Here is a 24,135-nt window from a genome sequence, read left to right on the forward strand (position 1 = left end):
ATCGCGAGCAAGCTCGCTCCCACAGGGGTTCTGTGTCGTTCACAAAACCTGTGGGAGCGAGCTTGCTCGCGATAGCGGCCTCCCATCCGCCCGATTACTGTGAAGACCAGCGCACCGACCCATCCTCCCCATAGAACGTCTCGACAATCGCCTCCCCGCTCAACTGCACCTTCACATACCCGTTCAACACCCGCTCCGGATACGCCTCATCTCCCGCCAGTTGCGTCTCCGACCACAGCACCCGGGCATGCCCGTTCAACTCGCTGGTGGTGCCATAGGGAATCGCCCCATGCCCGGCGCATCGCGCATGCAAGCCGCCCTGGGTGGCGTAGCAAATGCCGTTGTGCAAATGCCCCCAATACCAATAATCCGGCTCACGGCCCAAGGCGTCGCACACCGGCTGGTACAGCGCGGTCTTGTGGTGCCCGGAAATATCAAAGCCCTGGTGGTGACTGAGCACCATCAACTTCTTGCGTTTGGGCAGGCCCTTCATCCAGTCGATCTGCTGGGCGTTGAGGGTGCCGTCCATGTACAGGTTCATGGCGTCCGAGGCGTAGGCGCTGTCGAGGCCGACCACCAGCCAATCGTCGTTGTACAAGGCGAAATAACTGGTGCCCTGCTGCACCGGGAAACGCTTGGCCAGCTCCTTGAAGTAACCGTGGGCGCCGCTGTACATCTCATGGTTGGAGTTGAGGGTGAACGAACCGTGCTTGCCCTGGGGCCAGCCGATCATGTCGACGTCTTCCTGGGAATGGGTGCCGGCGTAGTACACGTCCCCCAGGTGGATGGTGAAATCGGCCTGGGCCAGTTGCATCTGGTTGGCGACCGCGACCGCCGGCGCATGGCTGTCGAACGGCCCGGTGCCCCAGTCGCCGGCGATCGCCAGCACCACGTCGCGGTCCATCTTCACCAGCGCCGGGGTGGTGGCGAACGTTGCGTGATGGCGCAGGTTCTCGATCCACTTGAGCAGCGCCTCGCTCCACAACAAGTCCAGCAGTTCCCATTTGCGACAGCCCAGCAAGGTGCCGTCCTTGAGTACCCGGGTCGGCAATTCGTCCTCGCTCTGCGGCAAGGGCTCGGCGTTGCCGAGCTTCAGGATCGACAGGCCGTGGGACAGCTCCCACGGCACGGCCGGCTCGTCGTCCGGCAGGTCGCCGTGCTCGATCACATGTCGTGCCTGGTCGTGGCCGCGCTGCAACAGCTTGACGATGGCCTGGAACTCCTCGGGCTCCAGGTCGTTGACCAGTTTCTTCCAGGACATTTCCAGCCGCGTGACCAACCCGTGCAGACGGACCTTGACCTTGTCGAACTCATGTTCCCAATGATGCAGTAATGACATGTGGACGCTCCTTCGCAATGCCCTGGGCTACAGGGTCTTCATGAACTCGATCAGGGCCCGCTTATCGGCGTCCGACAACTGCGTGCCGTACAGGTGGCCGCCGTTGTGGTTGCCTTCCAGGCGGGTGTCGTACTTGAAGTCCGCCGAGGCCTTCATCTGCGCACCACGGGTGACGAAGCCGACTTTCTCCTGGTCGTAGATATCCGAGCCGGTATAGAACACTTGCGGACGCTGCTCAGGCGGTTGCAACAGATCCCACAGGGTCGGCACCGAGCCGTTGTGCAGGTACGGCGCACGCAGCCAGATGCCGTCGGTGGGGGTGTTGCTGTAGCTCTGGGTCTTGCGGTAGGCGTTGAAGTCGAACGGCGGTTTCTTGAAGCCGTGGAACGCCGTCACCAGGCCGGTGGTGAAGGAATTCAGACGATGAGGGTCGGTGCCCAGCTGGTCGATGTTGGTGGTGACCTGGCCCGTGTCGGTGCGGCCGAAATCATGACAACCGGCACAGTTCTTCTCCCAGATCGGCTGGCCCTGGGCGACTTTCGCCTGATCCAGTGCGAACGGCCAGGCCGGCGCCTTGTGGCCCAGCAGCCAGTTGGTCACGCGGTTGAAACTGGGCGGCAGCACCGACTCGGGCGTCGCGCCCACCGCCATCGCCGCGGCGTAGTTGCGCTCATGGATCTTGTTGTTATTGCCGTCCCAATGCAGGTACATCGACTCGCGGGGCTTCTGGTTCCAGACCTGGGGCAGGTCCACGGTGCCGATGGTGGAGTCATCCGGGAAGCCGAACACCACCATCTTGGTCGGGTTGAAGGTGTCGGTGCGCCCCGGCCCCTGGGCGGGACGCAGTTTCTGCCAGGCATAGGCCTGTTTCTGCTTGAGCAGCGCGCTCTTGGCCATCGGAATGATCAGGTAGCGGTTGTACAGCTTCTCGAAGAAGCCCAACTGGAACTTGCCGTTGATCGCGGCCATGACCGCATCCGGGGTGAATTTCGGGTCGCTGGCGCAATCGTAGGCGAACCACTGGAAGGCTTGCAGTTGCAGGGTATTGGCCGGCGCGGCGGCGACCGGCACCGCGACGTCAGTGGCACTGGCCCGGTAGGAGCCGGTGTGGCACAGGGCGCAGTTGGGCTCCACGGTGGGGTAGCCCAGTTGTCGCTTGGCCATGCCGATGGGCAGGTCGTTGCCGTTCTCGTACAGGAAACCGAACACTTCGTAGCCGCCAGGCTTGGGCAGTTTTTCCGGACACATCTGCGGCAGCACGGCGAACAGGTAGTACGGGATCCGCGCCTCGATGCCCAGGCCGATGGCGGCATACTTGTAGTGGTCCTCGTCGGAGGCGAAGTCCGGCTGCGGCACCTCGCGGATCATCTGGTACCAGGTCTGGTAACCGATGAACCCCAGCACCAGCACCACCACCAACGCACCGGTCTTGAAGCCGGGCCTTTGCCAGCGTCGCGCCCAGCCTTCGCGCCACGCCCGCCAACCGTCACAGAGCAACGCCAGCGGACGATTGGCCACCGGGCTGCCCAGGTACAGCAGCCCGCCCAGGATCAGGAACATGCTCAAGTCGCCCATCAGCATCGGCACGAACAGCGGCCCCTGGGCGTTGGTGTTGATCAGGTAGATCCAGAACACCACCGCCACCAGGCGCGAAAGCACGCACAGCCAGGAATTCACCACGAAGCGCGGCGCGGCGAACCCCGACGGCATGTAGAACAGGCTGATACCCACCAGCAACATGCCGGCGTTCTCCAGCCAGGGATCGGACAACACGGGCGGTAGGCCAAGCATGGACGTCAGCAACGCCGGCGCAAACAGCGCCGGGATGGCGAAGCACATGTTCATGACGATCCCGACCCAGATGATGCGTTGGAACCAGCGGATGTAAGTGTTCATGGGCATCCTTTTCCTTATTCTTGGCTCACGATATGCGGCGCTCTGACGATCGCCATCGCGAGCAAGCTCGCTCCCACACTGGATGTGTGGCATGCACAAAATCAGCGGCACATGGCCCCTGTGGGAGCGAGCTTGCTCGCGATGCAGACCACTCGGTCTTGCGTCAGCCGAGGGCAGTCTTTTCCAAGTGCTCAAGGATGAACGGATACACATCCACCACCGCATCCTTGCCGAACATGCAGTCGATATGCCCGTAGCCCGGCACCTCGTGGCGGCTGAACAATTGTGGACCGTGCAGGTCGCACAGGCGCTGGTAGGTCTTGAGGGTGCTTTGCGGCAGGTAGCACTGGTTGTCGGCGCCGCTGATGAAGCAGATCGGCAACTTCAGCCGATCGAAATGCGGCATGTAGACGTCATTGCCCTTGAAGTCCACCAGGTGGCCCTTGCGCACGATCAGCGCCAGGTGTTCGAAGGTGTGCATGTTCGACTCGCCGAACAGTTCATGCAGGTTGTCGTGCAGGGTCTCGTTGAGGGTGTCGTGGCGATACAGCGATGCGTACATGAAGGTGATGCGGTGGCAGACCGGATTGGTGCAATAGCCTTGGGCCTCGATCCGCGCATAGCCGTTGAGGGCCTTGTCGTAGAGTTTGTTGAACCAGTTCTCCTTGTTGTCGGCATAGGCCGTCAGGGACTTGTTGCCGATGGCATCGAGCATGCCCGGCAAGTGCAGGCCGGCCTTCAGCCCGGTGGCCGTGGCGACCACCGTGTCGGCGGCGATCTGCGAGCAGACCACCGAGCGCACCCCTTGCAGGCCCGCCAGCAGCGACATGAAGAACGTCGTCGCACCGTAGCAATGCACTACGCACTGCACGTCACGGGCCAGGGTCGCCTGCTGGATCTGTTCGATGGCCGCCTTGAAATCGTACTGGGCCACCTGGTCGCCGTTCCATTCGCGCTTGCTGGCCGGCAGCAGGATGCTCACCCGCAGGTCCAGCAGCCAGACGTCATATTCGTGCTTGCACAGGTACTCCAGCAGGTTGGTGTGGATGGTGTCGGTGGAAAAGATGTTCGACCCCACGCCCAGACCGTGCACCAGCATGACTGGGCCCTTCGTGCCGGCCTGATAACGGGTCAGGCGCAGTTCGACATTGTCCTCGGTCTGGAAGAAATGCACGGTCGGCGCCGGTGCATCCAGCGGCCGCTTGATACGCGGCGGCGCGTCCGGGTTGAAGTAGACATCGCCGGCAAATACCCCACCGTAGCTCTCCCACAGGATCCCGGCGAAGAACTTGCCGAACCGCGCCAAGGCCTCGACACGCTCACGTTCATTGCGGGCGTTGAGCACCTTCATGGTGGTCATCTGCTTGGCGAAATCGGTCGGCAAGATGTGCATCACCCCCGAGCCGAGCACCGCGCCGGTCTTGTCCGGTCCACGATATAAGGTGACGTACAGCGTGCTGGTGTCGTGCCAGATGTTCAGCACGCCATTGTCCTCGGGCACGGTCTTGAACGCGCTGAAGTAGTAATCGGTGCCGTCCTCGGCGGTCAGCTTCATGTCGTAGTTCATGTGCCGCACGCCAACCTGTTGCTGATACACCTCGAACAGGTTGAACACCCCATTGCTGGCGACCAGCGGCTTGGGCGAGAGCATCGGCGCATCCAGCGTGCCCACCAGCGTCGCGGCGTGTTCAGGCTCCTTGATCAGACGATTGAGGTCGTCGGCGGTAATGGTCAGGGTGAACTCGATGGGCGAGTTATCGGCCTTGCCGCGCTTGGCCGCCGCTTCGTAGAGCGTCAGGTCGGTGCCCTGGGCCTGGGCGAAGGCGGTGGAAAAATAGCCCTTCATGGTCTCGGTGAATTGCACACCCAGGGTCGGCGCCGCCACCGGTTTGCTCGGGGCCGACGGCAGCGTGTAGTCGATGGTCCACCCCCGATCCGCTGCCAGCAGGCCCATGTTGCGCTCGCTCACCGCCGAAATGGTCAGCAGCGGATTGACCGCCAGGGAGGTCGGGATCACCGCACCGTCGGCCACGTACAACCCGGGGTAGACATCCGTGCCGCTGGCGCCGCTGAACACCTGGCCCTTGTGGTTGACCACGCCTTGCGTCGCGTCTTCGCCCATCACGCAACCGCCCAGGGGATGGACCGACACGATGCTGTGCCTGAGCAACTTGGTCCAGATCGGGTTTTCGACCCAGATCCCGCCCAGGGCCTTGGTGCTCTGGTGCAGGCGCTCGTTGCCGAGGGTGACGTTCTCCTGCTCGCCAACACCGGGCCAGTCGATGCGCAACTGGTCCTGGCGGTCGAGCACCATGCGCCCCTTGCCGTTGTCATGGCTCATGATCAGGTACGTCTGCATGTTATGCAGCGCGCCGTAGTAAGGCCCGCGCAGGAAGCTCTCGGCCTCGCGTCCCTTGTATTTGAGGCTGGCACCGAAACCGGTGTCGGTGGGCACACCGATCATGCCGGCGAATGCCGCCATGCTCGGCACCATGGCCCGGCCGAGCGCACCGGGGATCGAGCCCTCTTCGATGACCATGCGGCTGCGCCAGTCGCCTTCGGTGCGCATGTCGATGATTGACGTGATGCACGGCCCCACCGGCTCAAGCTCCTTGGCCGAATGAGCGCCGAAGCCGATGCCATTGATGGTCTGGTCGCAGTTGTGGCCGAACCCGAGGATGTCGCCATTGCCACTCATGTTCTCGCCCAGCTGACTGGACATCGACAGGCCCTTGTCCCGCGAGCGCAGCATGATTTCAGTCGAGCCCAGAGTCCCGGCCGACACCACCACGATGTCGGCACGCACGAACAGAGTCGGCGCCGAGAACAACTCACGACCACTGTCCAGGTACTGAAAGTGGACGATCCAGCCATCGCCGTCGCGCTCCAGGTGCCGCACCTCGGCCTGGCAGAAAATCTCTGCGCCGTGGTTCCAGGCATCCGGCAGGTAGTTCATCAACGTGGTGTTCTTGGCCTTGTTGTTACAGCCGGAGACGCAATCGCCGCAGCCGTTGCACGGCAATTGCTCGACCCCGACGTGGTTGAGGTTGTTGGCCAGCTTGTCGAACGTGACGTTGATCGGCGGCTTATAGAAATGCGCACCCTGCTTGAGGTAGTCGGCCGACTTCTTGTGGGCGTCGAGTTTGGGCAGGTTCGGCGACGACTCCGGGTAGGCGTTGGGCTTGAGCATCTCGCGGGCCCGCGCATAACCGTCCTTGAGCAACGTGTCGCGGTGTTCACGCACCGCTTGCGGCCAGCGCGGGTCTTCGAACACCCCGGGCTCGGGCTCCAGCGAAACGTTGGCATTGATCAGCGAAGTGCCGCCCAGGCCACAGCCCACCACCACGTTCTGCTGGGCGTTGACGTGCAGGTCGAACAGGCCGGTGCGCGAGCCGATGTGGCCGTCCGGGTCGTGCACCTGCAGCTCCTCGGTGGCCGCGAGCAGGGTGTTTGGGTACTCGCCGGGCTGTATCTCCCGGCCCCGCTCCAGCAAACACACCTTGCGCCCGGCCCGGGACAAGCGCGAGGCCGCAATGCCACCGCCGTAGCCCGAACCGATGACCACAACGTCGTAGTGCTCTTGGATTTGGCTGATGGGGGTCGAGATCCGTGTCATGTTCAAGTCCTCTCAGGCAGATGGGGCAACTCTGCGGTTGCCTGTAAATCGAAGGCGTGCGAACGCCTGGCCACCGACCCGTAGGGGTTCGAGCGGCAGTCAGCGGTGTGGCGGGGAATCAGTCGGGCAACGGCGCGCTATAGCCGCGCGCGCTGATTGGCGGCGCGACGACGGGTCCGTCTGGGTAATGCGCCAAGAAGCGGCGCGAAGCACGTCGTGGGGGAAAACCGATGCATGCAGGGGTGCTGGCTATCCATCATGCGTTCTCCCTGAACCTGATCTGGATAAAGAAGCGGTGTCCTTGTGCCATGAGTGAAGACAGGTGACCGACCTGCGTCAAGGCAGCTACTTAGAACTGTATGAAATTTGATCTATCGCGATTTGGACTATAGCCGCCGGGCCTTGCAGCCTTTCGCAAACAAGTTATCCACATGACCACCCACAGCAAATGGGGACAAGTGAAGATCATCTGAGATCGTCTTGGGAAAAAAGCACGGGTAAACCGCCTGTTATGCACAGCAAACGCGCCCGCGCATTATCGGTTATTTTTTAATCAAACGTTTGAAAGCCTCGTATTCACTGGCCTGTAGCGCTAAACAAACACCTTATCCACAGAAGCGCCAACAGTGTTCGGGGATAAATTGACGTTTCTGTGGAAAACCACGGATATGGCGGTTAAACACGGGTTTTTCCGGTATTTTTCCAACGGCGCAACGCAATTGATTATTTAATGATCAATTGCATGAAAGGCACGCTGCGCCTGGCTTGCAGGCGATAGCGAACATCTTATCCACAGAAGCACCAACAGAGATTGGGGGCAATTGTGGACACTCATATGCCCTGAGGTAACAGGAAAAGCCAATAAAAACCGTGAGTTAGGCTGATCATTTTTTGATCGCAGGCTGGAAAGGCTTGATTGGCGTGGGGTGTGGCGATGGGCGAACAGGTTATCCACAAGTGGACGCACAGGGATTGTGAGTAACCGTAGCTAAATGACTGTGAGAGCGAACCGGCAAGCGAAAGCGGTATCCCGCGACAACCCTGTCGCCTGACACACAGCCCTCGCGAGCAGGCTCGCACCCACAGGGGGAGTAGGGTCGTTTCCGCCTTAGCGGACGACCCCTTCTTCGACCAGCAACTTGAGAATCGCCTCGGCGCCCGCTTCCGGGCTGACGCCCTTGAGCACTTGCCCGCCTCCGCCGCTGGCCTTGGCCGTGGCGGCTTTCATGCGGTCGGCGCCGCTCTTGGCCTTGATGACTTTCAGGCGTTTGGGGCGTGGCTTGGCCGGTTGCAGGATCGCCACCGCCAGCAAGGCGTCATCGACCACTTCGACCTCTTCGGCGTGCAGGACACCCCGTCGCGCAGGGCCGTAGGCGCTCTGCCGAGGCTTGGGCGCGGCGTTATCCACAGTCGCCAGGAACGGCAGGCGCACTTTCAAGCGGCGCCGTTGCCCGCGAGGCAAGGCCTGCAGCACCAAGGCAACGCCGCTGTCGATGGATTCGACCTGGGCCAGCCCGACCACCAGCGGCCAGCCGAGGTTTTCCGCCAGCAGGAATGGCAACATCCCGGAGCCTTCGCCGGTTTCCGCCTGGCTGCCGGTGAGCACCACTTGGGCGCCGGCATCGCGCAGGTAGTCGGTCAGGGCCGGCAGCGCGTCGGCGCCCTCGGGGTTGTCCAGGACGTGGAGTTCGTCCAGGCCCATGCCCAGGTAGGCGCGCAGGGCCGGCTCGGCCACGTCGCCGGCGTGCAGCACTTGCAGGTCGTTGCCAGCCAGTTGCAGGCCCAGTTCCACGGCGCGGGCGTCCTGTTCGGCGCGACGGGGCCGGCCGGAGGTCGGGTGGGCACCGATGGAGACGAGGCTGATCACTTGAGTACTCATGGTTGAATCCTTAGCTTAAGCCGCATCGCGCCTGGCTTCGTTGCGGTAGGCCTCTACCGCCGCGATCAGGGCCTTGAGAATCGCCGCGCTGTCACCAATCACCGACAGGTCCGCCCGCTTGATCATGTCGCAGCCCGGGTCGAGGTTGATCGCTACCACCTTGTCGCAGGCACCGATGCCTTGCAGGTGCTGGATCGCCCCGGAAATTCCCACGGCCACATAGACCCGCGCGGTGACCCAGGTGCCACTGGCGCCCACCTGGCGGTCCCGCGCCATGAAGCCATCGTCCACTGCCACCCGCGAAGCACCCTCGGTGGCGCCCAGGGCCGCCGCGGTCTGGTGGAAAAGCGCCCAGTCCTTGACCCCGTTGCCGCCGGAGAAAATGAATTCGGCTTCGGCCATCGGAATCGCCCCCGGGTCCACCGCCACCGCACCCAGGTCTTCGATGCGCGACAGGCTGCGGGCCACGCTTGTGGATAACTCCACCGGCAGCGCTTCATGACGGGTCTCGCTGACCGGTTCGGCGCATTCGGCGGCGGCGAGGATCAAGCGTGCCAAGGGTCGGGCCAGGTCTTGCAGGCCGGCACCGGCGCGGCCGATGCACTCCTCGCCCTTGACCTGCCAGACCCGCGTGGCCGGGCGCTCACCCAACGCGGCGGCAAAGCGCCGGCCCAGTTCGCCACCGCCGCTGCGGCTGTCCGGCAGCAACCAGTGACGAGGGCTGAATTGGTTATCCACAGCCCGCAGGCCCTGCACCCGTTGCTCCGGTGCATAACCATTGAAGGCTTCGCCTTCGAGCACCAGCAAACGGTCGACGCCGGCCGTGGCGAAGGTGGTTTCCTTGTGCTCGCCAAAGACCACCGCCAGCACCGCGCCGTCGCTGCCGGCCAGTTGATGGGCCAGGCCGAGCAAGTCCCGGTCGTGGGCGCTGAGACGGCCCCCGACCATGTCCGGCACCACGCTGATGTAGAACGCCGGTTGCGTCACCTGATGCAGCGGCAATTGCACTTCAGTGGCCGCGGCGCGCTTGGTCGCGCCGCCCTGCTGGGCGCCGCTGCGGTCGATACGCTTGATGCCGTTGGGGCCAATGAAGCCCACGCCGTGGACATGCTTGCGGATGACCCCGTTAGGGCCCATCCAGCTGTGTTGCACCGGCTGCATGGCCGCGTGCAGCGGGTGCAGGCGGTTGCGGGCGATCCACTCGGCGCGAGGGTCGCGGCGGATGATGTCGCTCATTAATGCACCTCCGCAGGTTCACGTTTGGCCGGGGCCGCGGTTTTACCCGACGCCACGTCTTCAAGCAGGGCATCGGCCACCAGTTCGGCGATGTCCTTGATCATCGGCCGCGGCTCGACCACGCCTTCCAGCATCGCCGTGCACTGTGGACAACCCACCGCCACCAGCTCGGCACCGGTTTCGCGGATGTCTTCCATGCGCATGTCAGGAATCCGTTGCTTGCCCGGGATGTCGGTGATCGGCGCCCCGCCGCCACCGCCGCAGCAACGCGATCGGAAACCGGAACGCTGCATTTCCTTAACCTCGATGCCCAGTGCGCGCAGCACCTGGCGCGGGGCCTCGTACTCGCCGTTGTAGCGACCCAGGTAGCACGGGTCGTGGTACGTCACACTGTCACCCTTGTGCTGGCCGAGATTGAGGGCGCCAGCGCCGATGATCTCCGCCAGGTAAGTGCTGTGGTGCTGCACCAGGTAGTTGCCATCGAAGGCACCGTACTCGTTTTTCAGCACGTGGAAGCTGTGAGGGTCGCAAGTGACGATGCGGTTGAAGCTGTATTTGGCCAGGGTCTGGATGTTGCGCTTGGCCAACAGCTGGAACGTCGCTTCATCACCCAGGCGCCGGGCCACGTCACCGCTGTCGCGTTCTTCGAGGCCGAGCACGGCAAAATCGATCTTCGCCGCCTTGAGCACTTTGACGAACGCACGCAGGGTACGCTGGTTGCGCATGTCGAAGGCGCCGTCGCCGACCCAGAAGAGCACGTCGGTGGATTTCTTCTCGCTGAGCAGGTTCAGGTTCAAGTCCGCCGCCCAGTTCATCCGCCCGCCCGGAGCGAAGCCGCCAGGGTTGTCGGTGGCGATGAGGTTTTCCAGTACCTCGGCGCCCTTGTTCGGGGTGGCGCCTTTTTCCAGGGTCAGGTGCCGGCGCATGTCGACGATGGCATCGACGTGCTCGATCATCATCGGGCACTCCTCGACGCAGGCACGGCAGGTGGTGCACGACCACAGCGTCTCGGCGTCCACCAGGCCATTGACGATCGGCTGGTGCGGATTACCGCCGTGCTCGCCCACCGGCTTGCCCGGATACGGGCTGCCGGCGAACTTCGCATCGGTGCCACCCGCCAGGCCAACGACCATGTCCTGGATGAGTTTTTTCGGGTTCAGCGGCTGGCCGGCGGCAAAGGCCGGGCACGCGGCTTCGCATTTACCGCACTGCACGCAGGCGTCGAAGCCAAGCAACTGGTTCCAGGTGAAGTCCTTGGGTTTCTCCACCCCCAACGGCGCCGCCGGGTCATTCAAGTCCAGCGGTTTCAGGCCGGTGGAGCGGCCGCCGCCAAAGCGTTCGGCGCGACGGTGCCAGGCCAGGTGCAGGGCACCGGCGAAGGCGTGCTTCATCGGGCCGCCCCAGGTCATGCCGAAGAACAGCTCCGAGACGCCCCACAACACACCGAGCCCGAGGATCGCCGCCAGTACCCAGCCGCCGAAGTTTTCCGGCAGGATGCCCGCCACCGGCAGGGTCACCAGGAAGAACGACACCGAGAATGCCAGCAGGCTCTTCGGCAGGCGCATCCACGGGCCTTTCGACAGCCGTGCCGGCGGGTTGCGACGACGCAGGTAGACGAAGATCGCGCCGACGAACATCACCGCCGTCATCAGCAGCAGCGCATAGCCCAGGAAACGGTTATGCAGGCCGAAACCGTGCACCAGGATCGCCAGCACGATCGACGCCACCGCACCACCGGCCGTGGCGACGTGGGTGTTGGCGATGTATTTGTCCCGCGCCACCACGTGGTGCAGGTCCACCATGTAGCGCTTGGGCATGGCGAAGAGACCGCCGATCAGGTCAACCTTGGACGGTCGTCCCCGGCGCCACATGTTCACCCGCCGCAAGGCGCCAAGGACCGCCAGGCCCAGGGCTGCGAACAGCAGGATGGGAAGAAGGGTGTTTAGCATCAGAGTCACCTCTGCGAGGTGCGAGCTGCGAGCTGCAAGCTGCAAGGAAGAGCAGCGGAGGCCGTGCTTTTACTTGTAGCTTGTAGCTTGCCGCTTGCAGCTGCGCCGTCAAAAATCCTTACAGAGCCGAAGCGCGTCGTAGATGGCGGCGTGGGTATTACGCTGGGCCACGCAGTCGCCGATACGGAACAGCAGGTAGCCATCGCCGCTCTGTTCCAGGCACGGCTGGGGCTTGATCGCGAACAGGGCTTCGACGTCGATCTGGCCCTTGTTGCGCGAACCTTCCTTCAGCGCGTAGTAGATTTCTTCGTCCGGCCGCACGCCGTTCTCCACCACCACCTGGTCCACCACGCGTTCTTCCTTGGCGCCGGTGTACTCGTTCTCCAGCACCGCCACCAGCTTGTCGCCTTCGCGGTAGACCTTCTCGAGCATCATGTCCCCGGTCATGATCACTTCCTTGGGGTACATGCTGCGGTAGTAGGTGGGGAACGACGTCCCGCCAATGGCCACGCCCGGCTTGATGTCATCGGTGACGATCTCGACCTGGCTGCCCTTGTCGGCGAGGAAGTCGGCCACCGACATGCCGGTGAACTCGCAGATGGTGTCGTAGACCAGCACGTTCTTGCCCGGCGCGACCTTGCCGTCGAGCACGTCCCAGCTGCTGACCACCAGCCCTTCGGCGGCGCCCCAGTGCTCATTCTGCTCCACGTTCGGATGCCCGCCGACGGCCAGCACCACCACGTCCGGACGCAGGTCCATGATGGTCGCCGCGTCAGCCGCCACGCCCAGGCGCAGGTCGACTTTCAGCCGCGCCAGCTCCAGTTGGAACCAGCGGGTGATACCGGCGATCTGGTCCCGCTGCGGGGCTTTGGAGGCGGTGGTGATCTGCCCGCCGATGAATTCCTTCTTCTCGAACAGGGTCACGTCATGGCCACGTTCAGCCGCCACGCGCGCCGCTTCCATGCCCGCGGGGCCTGCACCGACAACCACCACCTTGCGTTTCGGCCCGGTGGATTTCTCGATGATGTGCGGCACGCCCATGTATTCACGGGACGTCGCGGCGTTCTGGATGCACAGCACGTCCAAGCCCTGGTACTGGCGGTCGATGCAATAGTTGGCGCCGACGCACTGCTTGATCTGGTCGACCTGGCCCATCTTGATCTTGGCGATCAGGTGCGGGTCGGCGATGTGGGCACGGGTCATGCCGACCATGTCGACGTAGCCGCCCTCCAGGATCCGCGTGGCCTGGTTCGGGTCCTTGATGTTCTGCGCGTGCAGCACCGGAACCTTGACCACTTCCTTGATACCGGCGGCCAGGTGCAGGAACGGCTCCGGTGGATAACTCATGTTCGGGATAACGTTGGCCAGGGTGTTGTGGGTGTCGCAACCCGAGCCCACGACGCCGATGAAGTCCAGCATGCCGGTGTCGTCGTAGTACTTGGCGATCTGCTTCATGTCCTCGTGGGACAGGCCGTCCGGGTGGAACTCGTCACCGCACAGGCGCATGCCCACGCAGAAGTCGTCGCCCACTTCGGCGCGCACGGCCTTGAGTACTTCAAGACCGAATTTCATGCGGCCTTCGAAGCTGCCGCCCCACTCGTCGGTACGCTTGTTGACTCGCGGGCTCCAGAACTGGTCGATCATGTGCTGGTGCACGGCCGACAGCTCGACACCGTCCAGGCCACCGGCCTTGGCCCGGCGCGCGGCCTGGGCGTAGTTACCGATCACCCGCCAGATTTCCTCCGGCTCGATGGTCTTGCAGGTGGCACGGTGCACCGGCTCACGCACACCGGACGGCGACATCAGGGTCGGCCAGTTGAAGCCGTCCCAACGCGAGCGACGGCCCATGTGGGTAATCTGGATCATGATCTTGGCGCCATGCTTGTGCATGGCGTCGGCCAGGTTCTGGAAGTGCGGGATGATGCGGTCGGTGGACAGGTTCACCGAGCTCCACCATTCCTGCGGGCTGTCGATGGCCACCACCGAGGAGCCACCGCAGATCGCCAGGCCGATGCCGCCCTTGGCCTTCTCTTCGTAATACTTCACGTACCGGTCGGTGGTCATCCCGCCGTCGGTGGCGTAGACCTCGGCGTGAGCGGTGCTGAGCACGCGGTTGCGGATGGTCAGCTTGCCGATCTGGATCGGCTGGAACATTGCTTCAAAAGCCATGGCGCAATCCTCGACTTACAACGGCTTGACGATGAACAGGCCGTCGTCGTGGCCTTCTTCGGAACCGCCGTAGACCTGCTCGGCCACGGTGCGGATCGAACTGCCACGGGCGGCGAGGATCTGGTCCATGGCGCCGGCGAACCAGCCGGTGAACATGTAGTCGACCTTGCGCCCGACCTTGCCGTACACGTAGACGAACGCCGAGTGTTCGAGCTTGACGCTGGCCGTGCCTTTGTCCAGGTCGATATCCTGGATCTTGAACAGGCCCCAGCCGCGCTGCGACAGGCGCTTCATGTAGTGCTCGAACACCGCGACGCCTTCCAGGCCGTGGCATTCGGCTTCTTTCTCACACCAGTGCCAGGCGGACTTGTAGCCGGCCTTGTAGAGAATCTCGGCGTAGGCGTCGGCGCCCAGGACTTCCTCGATCCCCATGTGGTTGTTGACGAAGAAGTGGCGCGGCACATAGAGCATCGGCAGGGCGTCGGAGGTCCAGACACCGGTTTCGCTGTCGACTTCGATAGGCAGTTGGGGGGCGATTTTGGCCATTGAAACTTGACTCCGGAAATTCGTGATCATTACTGAGCGAAGCGTTTGCTTTTGCTCTTATAAAAAAGCTGCGTGAATGCCTTTGAAGCCGTAGCGAGCACGTCGAGAGCAAGGAAGGACCGGCGCGACAAGCGAGGCAGTACGCATGTACGGCGAGCTTGGCGCGAGGACCTGACGCAGCTATCGGCGAGCGCAGCAGGCTCCAGAGGTATTCACTCGCCCCAGACGTCTTTCAGGACGTTCACCCAGTTCTCACCCATGATCTTGCGCACCACCCGCTCGGAGTGACCGCGCTTGAGCAGCGTCTCGGTGAGGTTCGGGAACTCGCCCACGGTGCGGATGCCCAGGGGGTTGATGATCTTGCCGAAGCTGGTCAGACGACGGGCGTAGCCCTTGTCGTGGGTCAGCATCTCGAAGAACGCCTGGTCATGGCCCTGGGTGAAGTCGGTGCCGATGCCGATGGCGTCTTCACCGACGATGTTCATGGTGTATTCGATGGCTTCGGCATAATCGTCGATGGTCGAGTCGATGCCCTTGGCCAGGAACGGCGCGAACATGGTCACGCCCACGAAGCCACCGTGGTCGGCGATGAACTTCAGCTCTTCATCGGACTTGTTGCGCGGGTGCTCTTTGAGGCCGGACGGCAGGCAGTGGGAGTAGCAGACCGGCTTCTTCGATTCGAGGATGACTTCCTCGGATGTCTTGGAACCGACATGGGACAGGTCGCACATGATGCCCACCCGGTTCATCTCGGCCACGATCTCGCGACCGAAGCCCGACAGGCCGCCATCACGCTCGTAGCAGCCGGTGCCCACCAGGTTCTGGGTGTTGTAGCACATCTGTACCACGCCGACGCCGAGCTGCTTGAAGATCTCGACATAGCCGAGCTGGTCTTCGAAGGCGTGGGCGTTCTGGAAACCGAAGATGATGCCGGTCTTGCCCTGTTCCTTGGCGCGACGGATGTCGGCGGTGGTCTTCACCGGGATCACCAGGTCGCTGTTCTCGCGGATCAGTTTCTGGCTGGCGACGATGTTGTTGACGGTGGCCTGGAAACCTTCCCACACCGACACGGTGCAGTTGGCTGCGGTCAGGCCGCCCTTGCGCATGTCTTCGAACAGGTCGCGGTTCCACTTGGCAATGATCAGCCCGTCGATAACGATGCTGTCGGCGTGCAATTCGGCTGGGCTCATCAGGCAGTCCCCTTTTTGTCAGCGATTCATGCGCCGAATCGTGTGCCGGCGCTTTGGGGCCAGCATATGCCTGAGGGCCGCGGCGACCGGGTGCAAAAACGACAGGGGAATTGCCGAAAGCGTCAATCACCGACATTGGGCCGCGGCAGGCCCACCCTGCCCGTCTGTTCTTTAGCCGACGCTTGCGCCAGAATCCGCGGCATCACTGGCTTTCACCGGACTCGAGCGGCAACGCAATGAAATCAATCTTCCTGGCTTTGGCACTGATCAGCACCGTCGCCCACGCGACTGAAGACACCGAACAGAACCCCTGCGACGCCGTCGAAAACGACGTCCAGACCCTCGCCTGCTCGGCCTATGGCAAAAACGCCGCCGAACAGTTGCTGAGCGAAAACCTGCAGAGCCTCAACGAGCGCCTGCAAACCCGCTACGCCAGCGACAAGGCCCTACTGAGCGATATCACCGCCAAGATCAAGGCCGCCCAGCAACTGTGGCAAAAACAGCGGGACGCCGACTGCGCCATCGCCGCTTTCCCGGCCAAACCCGGCAGCGAGGCCTACAAGATTGCCGAAAACGACTGCATGGCCCAGGTGAGCGACGATCGGTCGGAGTTTCTGGAGTCGATTGGGCAGGAGTGATGGGCGCAGCGAGACCAAATGCAGGACCAGAAAGGCCGTTAAGCCGCTTCTGAGATTGCTGCCAGACGTCTCGGGAGTTCATGCCGATCAGATTGAGCTGTAGCTGCACGTCGTCTTGCAGAAGGGCGACTCAACCACCGCCTACTGTCAACTCTGACAGTAGGCGGATCACAACGAGGATCCTAGGATGACGCCACGCTTCGCTTTGCGGGGATTCTCTCATGCATGCTCTTACCGTCCTGCCCTTCTACGGCCTGGCCATTTTCATCGCCATCGTGCTGGGCATCGAGGTCGGTCGCCGGATCGGCAATCGCCATCTGGCCCGGGATCCCGAGGGTGCCCGCCAGGGCATCGGAGCCATTGAAGGCGCGGTGTTCGGCCTGTTGGCGCTGTTGATTGCGTTCACTTTCTCCGGCGCCGCCTCGCGCCTGGATCAACGGCGAGCGTTGATCGTTGCCGAAACCAACGCCATGGGCACCGCCTGGCTGCGCCTGGATCTGCTGCCGGCCAGCGAGCAATCCGCCGTGCGCCGGGCGTTCCGAGACTATGTCGACGCCCGGATCGAGTATTACCGTGATCTGCGCGAGGATCAGGTCGACGAGGCGGCCCATGACCGAGCCAATGTCTTGCAGCAGACCATCTGGAAAAGCACGATCGGCGCCCTGCAAAAGATGCCCACCCCGACGTTGGGAACCAGCGTGCTGCAAGCGCAGAATGAGATGATCGACATCACCACCACCCGCGCCGTGGCCCACGAGACCCATCCTCCCCTGATCATCTACCTGATGCTGGTGACCATGGCCCTGATCAGCGCCGTGCTGATCGGCTACGGCATGGCCGGGACAGCCCAACGCAAATGGCTGCACAGCCTGGGTTATGCGGCGGTCATGGTTGGCGTGCTGTATGTGATCCTGGACTTCGAGTACCCCCGCTTCGGCATCATTCGGGTCGATTACTTCGACAAGATCATGCTGGACTTGCGCAAGACCATGGACTGAGCCGACAAAATCACCACGTCCCCGGCTTCGATGCAGATAGACTTGGGCCTCATACCCAAATCCCGAAGGCTCGAATGGTTATCTGCGGCATTGAAATCAAAGGCAGCGAAGCGATCATCGCCGTTGCCTCGCTGGATCAACAGGTCTTGAGCCACGTATCGCTCACTACCAAGAAAATCACCCTGGACGACGATGACGAGGCTGCCAACGTCAAGGCGTTCGCTGCTCAGGTCCGGGCGTTTGTGCTGGAGAACGCTATCGAACGCATCGCCATCAAAAAGCGCAGCAAGAAAGGCGAGTTCGCCGGCGGACCAACCACGTTCAAGATCGAAGGGGTTTTCCAGCTGCTGGAAGGCTGCGACGTGACGCTGCTGTCGCCGCAGACCATCAATGCGCAGAGCAAGAAGCATGACTTCGCTTTGCCGGCGACGCTGAACAAGTACCAGCATGAGGCGTATAAGGCGGCGTGTGCGGCGCTGGTGAAGAAGTAAGCCAATCTCTCAGACGAAACACCCCCCGTGGCGAGGGAGCTTGCTCCCGCTGGGGCGCGAAGCGGCCCTGCTTTTAGGGCCTGCTACGCAGTCCAGCGGGAGCAAGCGCCCTCGCCACAGGTATGGCCGGTAAGTATCAGGTTCACTGCCGCTTGCGATACCCCTTCAACCAATCGGCAAACGCTTTGTCCTCCAATGCGTAGCCACCGCGATTGGACTTCCATACCAATTCCTTTTCACGAAGCGCGTCGATGCAGGATTGGATGGTCTGGGTGCCTGGCACAACCTCGCTTCCCATACTCGCAAGCACCTTGCCCACGGCCTCCAGCGTCGCATCCGTAAAGGGCGCAAAGGGTTCGTTGTTTTGCGAGCGCTCGGCCATGACCTGGAGAACGGCGCGTTGGGGCACCGTCAGCGCGTTCCAGGCGCTTTCAAACTCGGTCCAGACACCGGCACGCAGCATTTCGGCGCTGCTGCGCAGCAACTCGCCCAGATGGCTCGCCTCACCCAATTCCAAGGCAATTTCGCCGATGACGGCACGCAACATTTCAGGGCGACGTCCGACCAACTCAAACGCTTGATCGAGCTCGTCGGCATTGAATTGGTTGGTCTGGGCCAGATGCGCGTTCAAATGGGCAGCGTAGGCCTTGGTGAACTCCTTGCCCAACAACGGGAAAGACGTGATACCGGAGCCGTAGAAAGGCTGATTGCGGCTGAGTACCAGATGAGCCAGCTTGTCTCGATTGGACCCCGTAAACACCAGGCGAAGGCCACTGGCATCATCCTCACGGCCCTGGTTGAGCTGGTCACGAGCGGCCTTGAGCGCGAACATCACATTGACCCCGGCTTCGGTGGTCAGCGCGTGCTGGGCTTCGTCGATCACCAACACCACGGTTTTACCAGCGGCACGATGCAACAACTCCAGCGCCTGGGTCAGCGTTGCGCCGTCAGGCAGTTGCGGCCGGCTGAAATCCCAGGACAGCGTGCGCAAGAAACTGAGTTTGTCGATGCCCATGGACTTGGCAAGCTTACGGATACCCTTTTCATAAGGCACCAATGCCGCAGCGATAGCCGAGGCAATCAGATCGGCAGGGTCCTTCTGCTTGTTGGCCCATAGATCGACGTAGACCGCCAGCCAGCCACGGGTTTCACATTCGGGAATCAAGTCTTCACGCAAGAAGGTGCTTTTTCCGGTGCGTCTAGGCGCCGCCAGGAACAGGCCAGAGGTGTAGTCCTGAATCCCGGCCCCCACCAGCCCATCGACAATGCTGCGGGCCAGATCGGGGCGCCGGAAGACAAAACCAGTGGGCTTGGACATGGTTTTATACTCATTTATGGCGACAGGTATAATTTATAGTCGCGAGTATAATTAAGTATAAAAACCTGTCAAACCACCTCCCGTCCGTCCCCCTGCCGTCGCCGATCCTCCCGCGGACAGCGTTCGAACCGGGCCCGATAGCTGCGGGTAAAGTACGACGGTGATTCAAACCCGCAGGCAATGCTCACTTCCAGCACGCTCATGTCGGTCTGGCGCAGCAGTTGCCGGGCCTTCTCCAGGCGCAGGCGCAGGTAGAAATTGCTCGGGGTGTCGTTCAGGTGCAGGCGGAACAGGCGTTCGAGCTGGCGTCGCGTCACGCTGATCGATTGCGCCAGCGCCAGGGTGCTCAAGGGCGGTTCGCTGTGGGTTTCCATCTCCCCGATGACCTGCACCAGTTTCTTGTTGCGAATGCCGTAGCGGCTGGCGATTTCCATGCGCTGGTGGTCTTTGCGCGGACGGATGCGACCGAGCACGAATTGCTCGCTTACCTGGATCGCCAGTGCCGCGCCGTGGGCCTGGCCGATCAGGTCGAGCATCAGGTCAATCGAAGCGGTGCCGCCCGCGCAGGTGATGCGGCGGCGGTCGATCTCGAACAGTTCCTGGGTCACCCCAAGGTGAGGATAAGACTCCTTGAACGCCTCGATCGCCTCCCAGTGCAAGGTCACCCGATGCCCGTCCAGCAACCCCGCCTCGGCGAGAACCACGCTGCCGGTGTCGATGCCGCCCAGGGTCACGCCGTCCTTGTCCAGGCGATGCAGCCAGCGCTCCAGTGCCGGCGTGGAGAACTTCAGCGGCTCGAACCCCGCCACCACCCAGAGGGTTGCGCCTTTCTTCAGGGGTTCCAGTGCCGCATCGGCGTTGACCGACATGCCATTGCTCGCCAGCACCGGCCCACCATCGACACTCAATACGTGCCAGCGGTACAGCCCGCCGCGAAAGCGATTGGCCACCCGCAGCGGCTCGATGGCCGAAATGAAACCGATGGCCGAGAAACCCGGCATCAACAAAAAGTAGAAATCCTGGGACATGGCGCGCACTCGGTTGGCGGGTAGCGTGGCACCTTGATACGCCACAGGTCGCCGCAGTGCAAGAGCACGTCGCCGCAGGGCGCTTTGCGCAACGACCAGCTACGTAACGTGGCATCACCGGCGCACAGACGCCGGACCCCATAACAATAAGCTGCCGAGGACCCGCCATGAAACGATTGATCAGCTCCTGCGTTCTTGCTCTCAGCGGTACCGTTTTGCTCAGCTCAGCCACCTTTGCCGCCGAGTCTGCCGCATGCCAGAACGTGCGCCTGGGCGTGGTCAACTGGACCGATGTCATTGCCACCAGTGCCCTGACCCAAGTGATGCTCGATGGCCTCGGCTACAAGACCAAACAGACCAGCGCCTCCCAGCAGATTATCTTCGCCGGCATCCGCGACCAGCGCCTGGACCTGTTCCTGGGTTACTGGAACCCGCTGATGACCCAGACGATCACCCCGTTCGTCGAGGCCAAGCAAGTCAAAGTCCTGGAGCAGCCGAGCCTCAAGGATGCCCGCGCCACCCTCGCCGTGCCGACCTACCTGGCCGACAAGGGCTTGAAGACATTCGCCGACATCGCCAGGTTTGAAAAAGAGCTGGGCGGCAAGATCTACGGCATCGAGCCTGGCTCCGGCGCCAACACCCAGATCAAGGCGATGATCGCCAAGAACCAGTTCGGCCTGGGCAAATTCCAACTGGTGGAATCCAGCGAGGCCGGCATGCTCGCCGCCGTGGACCGCGCGGTGCGGCGCAAGGAAGCCGTGGTGTTCTTCGGCTGGGCGCCGCACCCGATGAACGTCAATGTGCAGATGACCTACCTCACCGGCAGTGAAGACGCGCTCGGCCCGAACGAAGGCATGGCCACCGTGTGGACCGTCACCGCGCCGGACTACGCCCGCCAGTGCCCGAACGTCAGCCGCCTGCTGAGCAACCTGACGTTCACCGCCGAAGACGAAAGCCGGATGATGCAGCCGCTGCTGGACCACAAGGACCCGCTCGAGTCGGCCCGGCAATGGCTCAAGGACCATCCGCAAGACAAGCAACGCTGGCTCGAAGGCGTCACCACCTTCGATGGCAAACCGGCCGCCGACAACCTGCAACTGACCACCAACTGACCCACGCCCTCGTTCTGCGCAGCGCCGCCGGCCTGCGCAGTGATTCACCTCGCCTGAAGGAAGCCGCACCATGAACCACGACGTCATCATCACCTGCGCACTCACCGGTGCTGGCGACACCACCGCCAAGAGCCCCCACGTACCGGTGACCCCGAAACAGATCGCCGAGGCGGCCGTCGAGGCGGCCAAGGCCGGCGCCACGGTGGTCCATTGCCACGTGCGCGACCCGCAGACCGGCAAGTTCAGCCGCGACGTGGCGCTGTATCGCGAAGTGATGGAGCGCATCCGCGAGGCGGACGTGGACATCATCGTCAACCTCACCGCCGGCATGGGCGGCGACCTGGAGATCGGGGCCGGCGAGCGGCCGATGGAATTCGGCCCCAACACCGACCTGGTGGGCCCGCTGACCCGCCTGGCCCACGTCGAAGAGCTGCTGCCGGAAATCTGCACCCTGGATTGCGGCACCCTGAACTTCGGTGACGGCGACACCATTTACGTCTCCACCCCGGCGCAACTGCGAGCCGGGGCCAAGCGCATCACTGAACTGGGGGTCAAGGCCGAGCTGGAAATCTTCGACACCGGCCACCTGTGGTTCGCCAAGCAACTGATCAAGGAAGGCCTGCTGGACAACCCGCTGTTCCAGCTTTGCCTGGGCATCCCCTGGGGAGCGCCCGCCGACACCACCACCATGAAGGCGATGGTCGACAACCTGCCGGCGGACGCCGTGTGGGCCGGCTTCGGCATCGGCCGCATGCAGATGCCGATGGCCGCCCAAGCCGTGCTGCTGGGGGGCAACGTGCGGGTCGGGCTGGAAGACAACCTCTGGCTGGACAAAGGCGTGCTCGCCACCAACGGCCAACTGGTGGAACGCGCCGGGGAAATTCTCACTCGCCTCGGCGCTCGCGTCCTGACCCCGGCCGAGGGGCGCAGGAAGATGGGCCTGACCCAGCGCGGCTGACCCGACGGCCACCCAGATCATAGGTGGGAGCGGGCTTGCTCGCGAAGGCGGCATTTGCTCCACGGCAAATCCGTTGCATGTACCGGCCTCTTCGCGAGCAAGCCCGCTCCCACATTCAGTTCATCGAATACTTCAGGAAATCACCATGGGCTTTATCACTGATATCAAAACCTTCGCCGCCCTGGGCAGCGGAGTCATCGGCAGCGGCTGGGTCAGCCGGGCCCTGGCCCACGGGCTGGACGTCGTGGCCTGGGACCCGGCGCCCGGGGCCGAAGCGGCGTTGCGCAAGCGCGTCGCCAGTGCCTGGGGCGCGCTGGAAAAACAAGGCCTGGCGCCGGGCGCATCGCAGGATCGGCTGCGTTTTGTCGCCACCGTCGAGGAATGCGTGCGCGACGCCGACTTCATCCAGGAAAGCGCTCCCGAGCGCCTGGAGCTGAAACTCGACCTGCACAGCCGCATCAGCGCCGCCGCCAAGCCCGACGCGCTGATCGGCTCCAGCACGTCGGGGTTACTGCCCAGCGAGTTCTACGAGGGCGCCACTCACCCGGAACGTTGCGTGGTCGGGCACCCGTTCAACCCGGTCTACCTGCTGCCGCTGGTGGAAGTGGTGGGCGGCAGGAACACCGCGCCTGAAGCGGTGCAAGCCGCGATGCAGGTGTACACGTCCCTGGGCATGCGACCGCTGCACGTGCGCAAGGAAGTGCCCGGCTTCATCGCCGACCGGCTGCTCGAAGCGCTGTGGCGCGAAGCCCTGCACCTGGTCAACGACGGCGTGGCGACCACCGGCGAAATCGACGACGCCATCCGCTTCGGTGCCGGCTTGCGCTGGTCGTTCATGGGCACGTTTTTAACCTACACCCTGGCCGGCGGCGACGCCGGGATGCGTCACTTCATGAGCCAGTTCGGCCCGGCGCTGCAACTGCCATGGACCTACCTGCCGGCGCCGGAACTGACCGAGAAGCTGATCGACGACGTGGTCGAGGGCACGAGCGCGCAACTGGGCAGCCACAGCATCTCGGCACTGGAACGTTATCGCGATGACTGTCTGCTGGCTGTGCTGGAGGCAGTGAAAAACACCAAGGCCAGGCATGGGATGACGTTTACTGACTGAGCGCGGTCTCTGTGGCGAGGGAGCTTGCTCCCGCTCGGCCGCGAAGCGGTCGCCAATCAGCAGACGCGGTGTTTCTGAAACACCGCGATATCAGGCTTTTTGGGGGGCTTCGCCCCCAGCGGGAGCAAGCTCCCTCGCCACACACGTGTCCACCTGCACCCATCTGTGGAGTTTTGCCATGCCCACCCTCACCACCTACCAAACCCACATCCGCCCCGAATGGGTCGACTACAACGGCCACTTGCGCGATGCCTACTACCTGCTGATTTTCAGCTACGCCACGGACGTGCTGATGGACAAGCTCGGCATGGACAGCCAGGCCCGCGACGCCAGCGGCCATTCGCTGTTCACCCTGGAGCTGCACCTCAACTACCTGCACGAAGTGAAGGTCGACGCCAACGTCGAGGTGCATACGCAAATCATCGGCCATGACGCCAAGCGCCTGCATATCTATCACAGCCTGCACTTGGCCGGCGGTGACAAGGCGCTGGCGGGCAACGAGCAAATGCTGTTGCACGTCGACCTGGCCGGCCCGCGCTCGGCGCCCTTCCCGGAACAGACCCTGGGCAAACTCCAGGCACTGCTCGATGAACAATCCGACCTGCCGCCGCCGGACTGCATCGGCCGGGTCATCGCCTTGCCGCCCGCCCGCTAAACGTCG

The 24,135-nt window shown here is 63.0% G+C and carries 18 protein-coding genes; 7 read left to right on the forward strand and 11 right to left on the reverse strand.

Going from position 1 to position 24,135, the window contains the following annotated elements; all coding sequences use genetic code 11:
• Positions 1-94: 94 nt before the first annotated feature.
• From AD664_RS26435 to AD664_RS26475, 9 genes are all read right to left on the reverse strand, one after another.
• Positions 95-1,339: a metallophosphoesterase gene (locus AD664_RS26435; protein ID WP_053151509.1), complete on the reverse strand. Its 1,245-nt coding sequence runs from the start codon at positions 1,337-1,339 to the stop codon at positions 95-97.
• 27 nt (positions 1,340-1,366) lie between these two features.
• Entirely contained in the window at positions 1,367-3,235 is a 1,869-nt protein-coding gene (locus tag AD664_RS26440; protein ID WP_053151511.1) for a hypothetical protein, read from the reverse strand.
• Between the two features lie 163 nt (positions 3,236-3,398).
• Positions 3,399-6,851 (reverse strand): alpha/beta fold hydrolase, encoded by a 3,453-nt coding sequence (locus tag AD664_RS26445; protein WP_053151513.1) that lies wholly within the window; start codon positions 6,849-6,851, stop codon positions 3,399-3,401.
• 1,108 nt (positions 6,852-7,959) lie between these two features.
• Positions 7,960-8,730 (reverse strand): electron transfer flavoprotein subunit beta, encoded by a 771-nt coding sequence (locus tag AD664_RS26450; RefSeq protein WP_053151514.1) that lies wholly within the window; start codon positions 8,728-8,730, stop codon positions 7,960-7,962.
• A gap of 15 nt (positions 8,731-8,745) precedes the next feature.
• Entirely contained in the window at positions 8,746-9,966 is a 1,221-nt protein-coding gene (locus AD664_RS26455) for an electron transfer flavoprotein subunit alpha/FixB family protein (RefSeq protein ID WP_053151517.1), read from the reverse strand.
• Positions 9,966-11,915: a dimethylglycine demethylation protein DgcB gene (gene dgcB / locus AD664_RS26460; RefSeq protein ID WP_053151520.1), complete on the reverse strand. Its 1,950-nt coding sequence runs from the start codon at positions 11,913-11,915 to the stop codon at positions 9,966-9,968. Before dgcB ends, AD664_RS26455 begins: the two co-directional genes overlap by 1 nt.
• Before the next feature lie 108 nt (positions 11,916-12,023).
• Positions 12,024-14,084, reverse strand: coding sequence for a dimethylglycine demethylation protein DgcA (gene dgcA, locus AD664_RS26465; protein ID WP_042732529.1), 2,061 nt, complete (start codon positions 14,082-14,084; stop codon positions 12,024-12,026).
• 15 nt (positions 14,085-14,099) lie between these two features.
• Entirely contained in the window at positions 14,100-14,630 is a 531-nt protein-coding gene (locus AD664_RS26470) for a DUF5943 domain-containing protein (protein WP_030139308.1), read from the reverse strand.
• Positions 14,631-14,842: 212 nt separating this feature from the next.
• Positions 14,843-15,820, reverse strand: a complete 978-nt coding sequence (locus tag AD664_RS26475; RefSeq protein ID WP_053151524.1) for a dipeptidase — start codon at positions 15,818-15,820, stop codon at positions 14,843-14,845.
• A 236-nt stretch (positions 15,821-16,056) separates the two neighbouring features.
• Here AD664_RS26475 and AD664_RS26480 point away from each other — a divergent pair, with 236 nt between their 5' ends.
• The 3 genes from AD664_RS26480 to AD664_RS26490 all read left to right on the forward strand — a co-directional run bounded on the left by AD664_RS26480 (position 16,057) and on the right by AD664_RS26490 (position 17,947).
• Complete coding sequence (locus AD664_RS26480; protein ID WP_053151527.1) at positions 16,057-16,458, forward strand: lysozyme inhibitor LprI family protein; 402 nt, start codon at positions 16,057-16,059, stop codon at positions 16,456-16,458.
• Between the two features lie 221 nt (positions 16,459-16,679).
• Positions 16,680-17,456, forward strand: a complete 777-nt coding sequence (locus tag AD664_RS26485; RefSeq protein WP_053151530.1) for a hypothetical protein — start codon at positions 16,680-16,682, stop codon at positions 17,454-17,456.
• A 74-nt stretch (positions 17,457-17,530) separates the two neighbouring features.
• Positions 17,531-17,947 (forward strand): DUF3010 family protein, encoded by a 417-nt coding sequence (locus AD664_RS26490; protein WP_053151532.1) that lies wholly within the window; start codon positions 17,531-17,533, stop codon positions 17,945-17,947.
• A gap of 142 nt (positions 17,948-18,089) precedes the next feature.
• Here the strand turns inward: AD664_RS26490 and AD664_RS26495 are convergent, their stop codons facing one another.
• Both AD664_RS26495 and AD664_RS26500 read right to left on the reverse strand, forming a co-directional pair.
• The gene (locus AD664_RS26495) at positions 18,090-19,265 is read right to left on the reverse strand and encodes an AAA family ATPase (protein ID WP_053151535.1); all 1,176 of its coding nucleotides are present in this window, start codon (positions 19,263-19,265) and stop codon (positions 18,090-18,092) included.
• A gap of 68 nt (positions 19,266-19,333) precedes the next feature.
• Entirely contained in the window at positions 19,334-20,293 is a 960-nt protein-coding gene (locus AD664_RS26500) for a GlxA family transcriptional regulator (RefSeq protein ID WP_042732675.1), read from the reverse strand.
• A gap of 167 nt (positions 20,294-20,460) precedes the next feature.
• Between AD664_RS26500 and AD664_RS26505 the strand changes: the two genes are divergently transcribed.
• From AD664_RS26505 to AD664_RS26520, 4 genes are all read left to right on the forward strand, one after another.
• Positions 20,461-21,405, forward strand: coding sequence for a choline ABC transporter substrate-binding protein (locus tag AD664_RS26505; protein ID WP_053151538.1), 945 nt, complete (start codon positions 20,461-20,463; stop codon positions 21,403-21,405).
• Positions 21,406-21,475: 70 nt separating this feature from the next.
• Positions 21,476-22,363, forward strand: a complete 888-nt coding sequence (locus tag AD664_RS26510; RefSeq protein WP_053151543.1) for a 3-keto-5-aminohexanoate cleavage protein — start codon at positions 21,476-21,478, stop codon at positions 22,361-22,363.
• A gap of 145 nt (positions 22,364-22,508) precedes the next feature.
• A complete protein-coding gene (locus AD664_RS26515; RefSeq protein ID WP_053151547.1) occupies positions 22,509-23,474 on the forward strand; it encodes an L-carnitine dehydrogenase in 966 nt (321 codons plus the stop codon).
• Positions 23,475-23,652: 178 nt separating this feature from the next.
• Positions 23,653-24,129, forward strand: coding sequence for a thioesterase family protein (locus AD664_RS26520; RefSeq protein WP_053151550.1), 477 nt, complete (start codon positions 23,653-23,655; stop codon positions 24,127-24,129).
• Positions 24,130-24,135: the final 6 nt, after the last annotated feature.

Origin of the sequence: Pseudomonas sp. P97.38 (genome assembly GCF_001269745.1) — a bacterium.
Classification (GTDB): domain Bacteria; phylum Pseudomonadota; class Gammaproteobacteria; order Pseudomonadales; family Pseudomonadaceae; genus Aquipseudomonas; species Aquipseudomonas chlororaphis_E.

What these genes read in the sequence shown, in the direction of transcription:
- AD664_RS26435 (WP_053151509.1), bottom strand. Translation starts at nt 1,339, where the DNA reads ATGTCATTACTGCATCATTGGGAACATGAGTTCGACAAGGTCAAGGTC.
- AD664_RS26440 (WP_053151511.1), bottom strand. Translation starts at nt 3,235, where the DNA reads ATGAACACTTACATCCGCTGGTTCCAACGCATCATCTGGGTCGGGATC.
- AD664_RS26445 (WP_053151513.1), bottom strand. Translation starts at nt 6,851, where the DNA reads ATGACACGGATCTCGACCCCCATCAGCCAAATCCAAGAGCACTACGAC.
- AD664_RS26450 (WP_053151514.1), bottom strand. Translation starts at nt 8,730, where the DNA reads ATGAGTACTCAAGTGATCAGCCTCGTCTCCATCGGTGCCCACCCGACC.
- AD664_RS26455 (WP_053151517.1), bottom strand. Translation starts at nt 9,966, where the DNA reads ATGAGCGACATCATCCGCCGCGACCCTCGCGCCGAGTGGATCGCCCGC.
- dgcB (WP_053151520.1), bottom strand. Translation starts at nt 11,915, where the DNA reads ATGCTAAACACCCTTCTTCCCATCCTGCTGTTCGCAGCCCTGGGCCTG.
- dgcA (WP_042732529.1), bottom strand. Translation starts at nt 14,084, where the DNA reads ATGGCTTTTGAAGCAATGTTCCAGCCGATCCAGATCGGCAAGCTGACC.
- AD664_RS26470 (WP_030139308.1), bottom strand. Translation starts at nt 14,630, where the DNA reads ATGGCCAAAATCGCCCCCCAACTGCCTATCGAAGTCGACAGCGAAACC.
- AD664_RS26475 (WP_053151524.1), bottom strand. Translation starts at nt 15,820, where the DNA reads ATGAGCCCAGCCGAATTGCACGCCGACAGCATCGTTATCGACGGGCTG.
- AD664_RS26480 (WP_053151527.1), top strand. Translation starts at nt 16,057, where the DNA reads ATGAAATCAATCTTCCTGGCTTTGGCACTGATCAGCACCGTCGCCCAC.
- AD664_RS26485 (WP_053151530.1), top strand. Translation starts at nt 16,680, where the DNA reads ATGCATGCTCTTACCGTCCTGCCCTTCTACGGCCTGGCCATTTTCATC.
- AD664_RS26490 (WP_053151532.1), top strand. Translation starts at nt 17,531, where the DNA reads ATGGTTATCTGCGGCATTGAAATCAAAGGCAGCGAAGCGATCATCGCC.
- AD664_RS26495 (WP_053151535.1), bottom strand. Translation starts at nt 19,265, where the DNA reads ATGTCCAAGCCCACTGGTTTTGTCTTCCGGCGCCCCGATCTGGCCCGC.
- AD664_RS26500 (WP_042732675.1), bottom strand. Translation starts at nt 20,293, where the DNA reads ATGTCCCAGGATTTCTACTTTTTGTTGATGCCGGGTTTCTCGGCCATC.
- AD664_RS26505 (WP_053151538.1), top strand. Translation starts at nt 20,461, where the DNA reads ATGAAACGATTGATCAGCTCCTGCGTTCTTGCTCTCAGCGGTACCGTT.
- AD664_RS26510 (WP_053151543.1), top strand. Translation starts at nt 21,476, where the DNA reads ATGAACCACGACGTCATCATCACCTGCGCACTCACCGGTGCTGGCGAC.
- AD664_RS26515 (WP_053151547.1), top strand. Translation starts at nt 22,509, where the DNA reads ATGGGCTTTATCACTGATATCAAAACCTTCGCCGCCCTGGGCAGCGGA.
- AD664_RS26520 (WP_053151550.1), top strand. Translation starts at nt 23,653, where the DNA reads ATGCCCACCCTCACCACCTACCAAACCCACATCCGCCCCGAATGGGTC.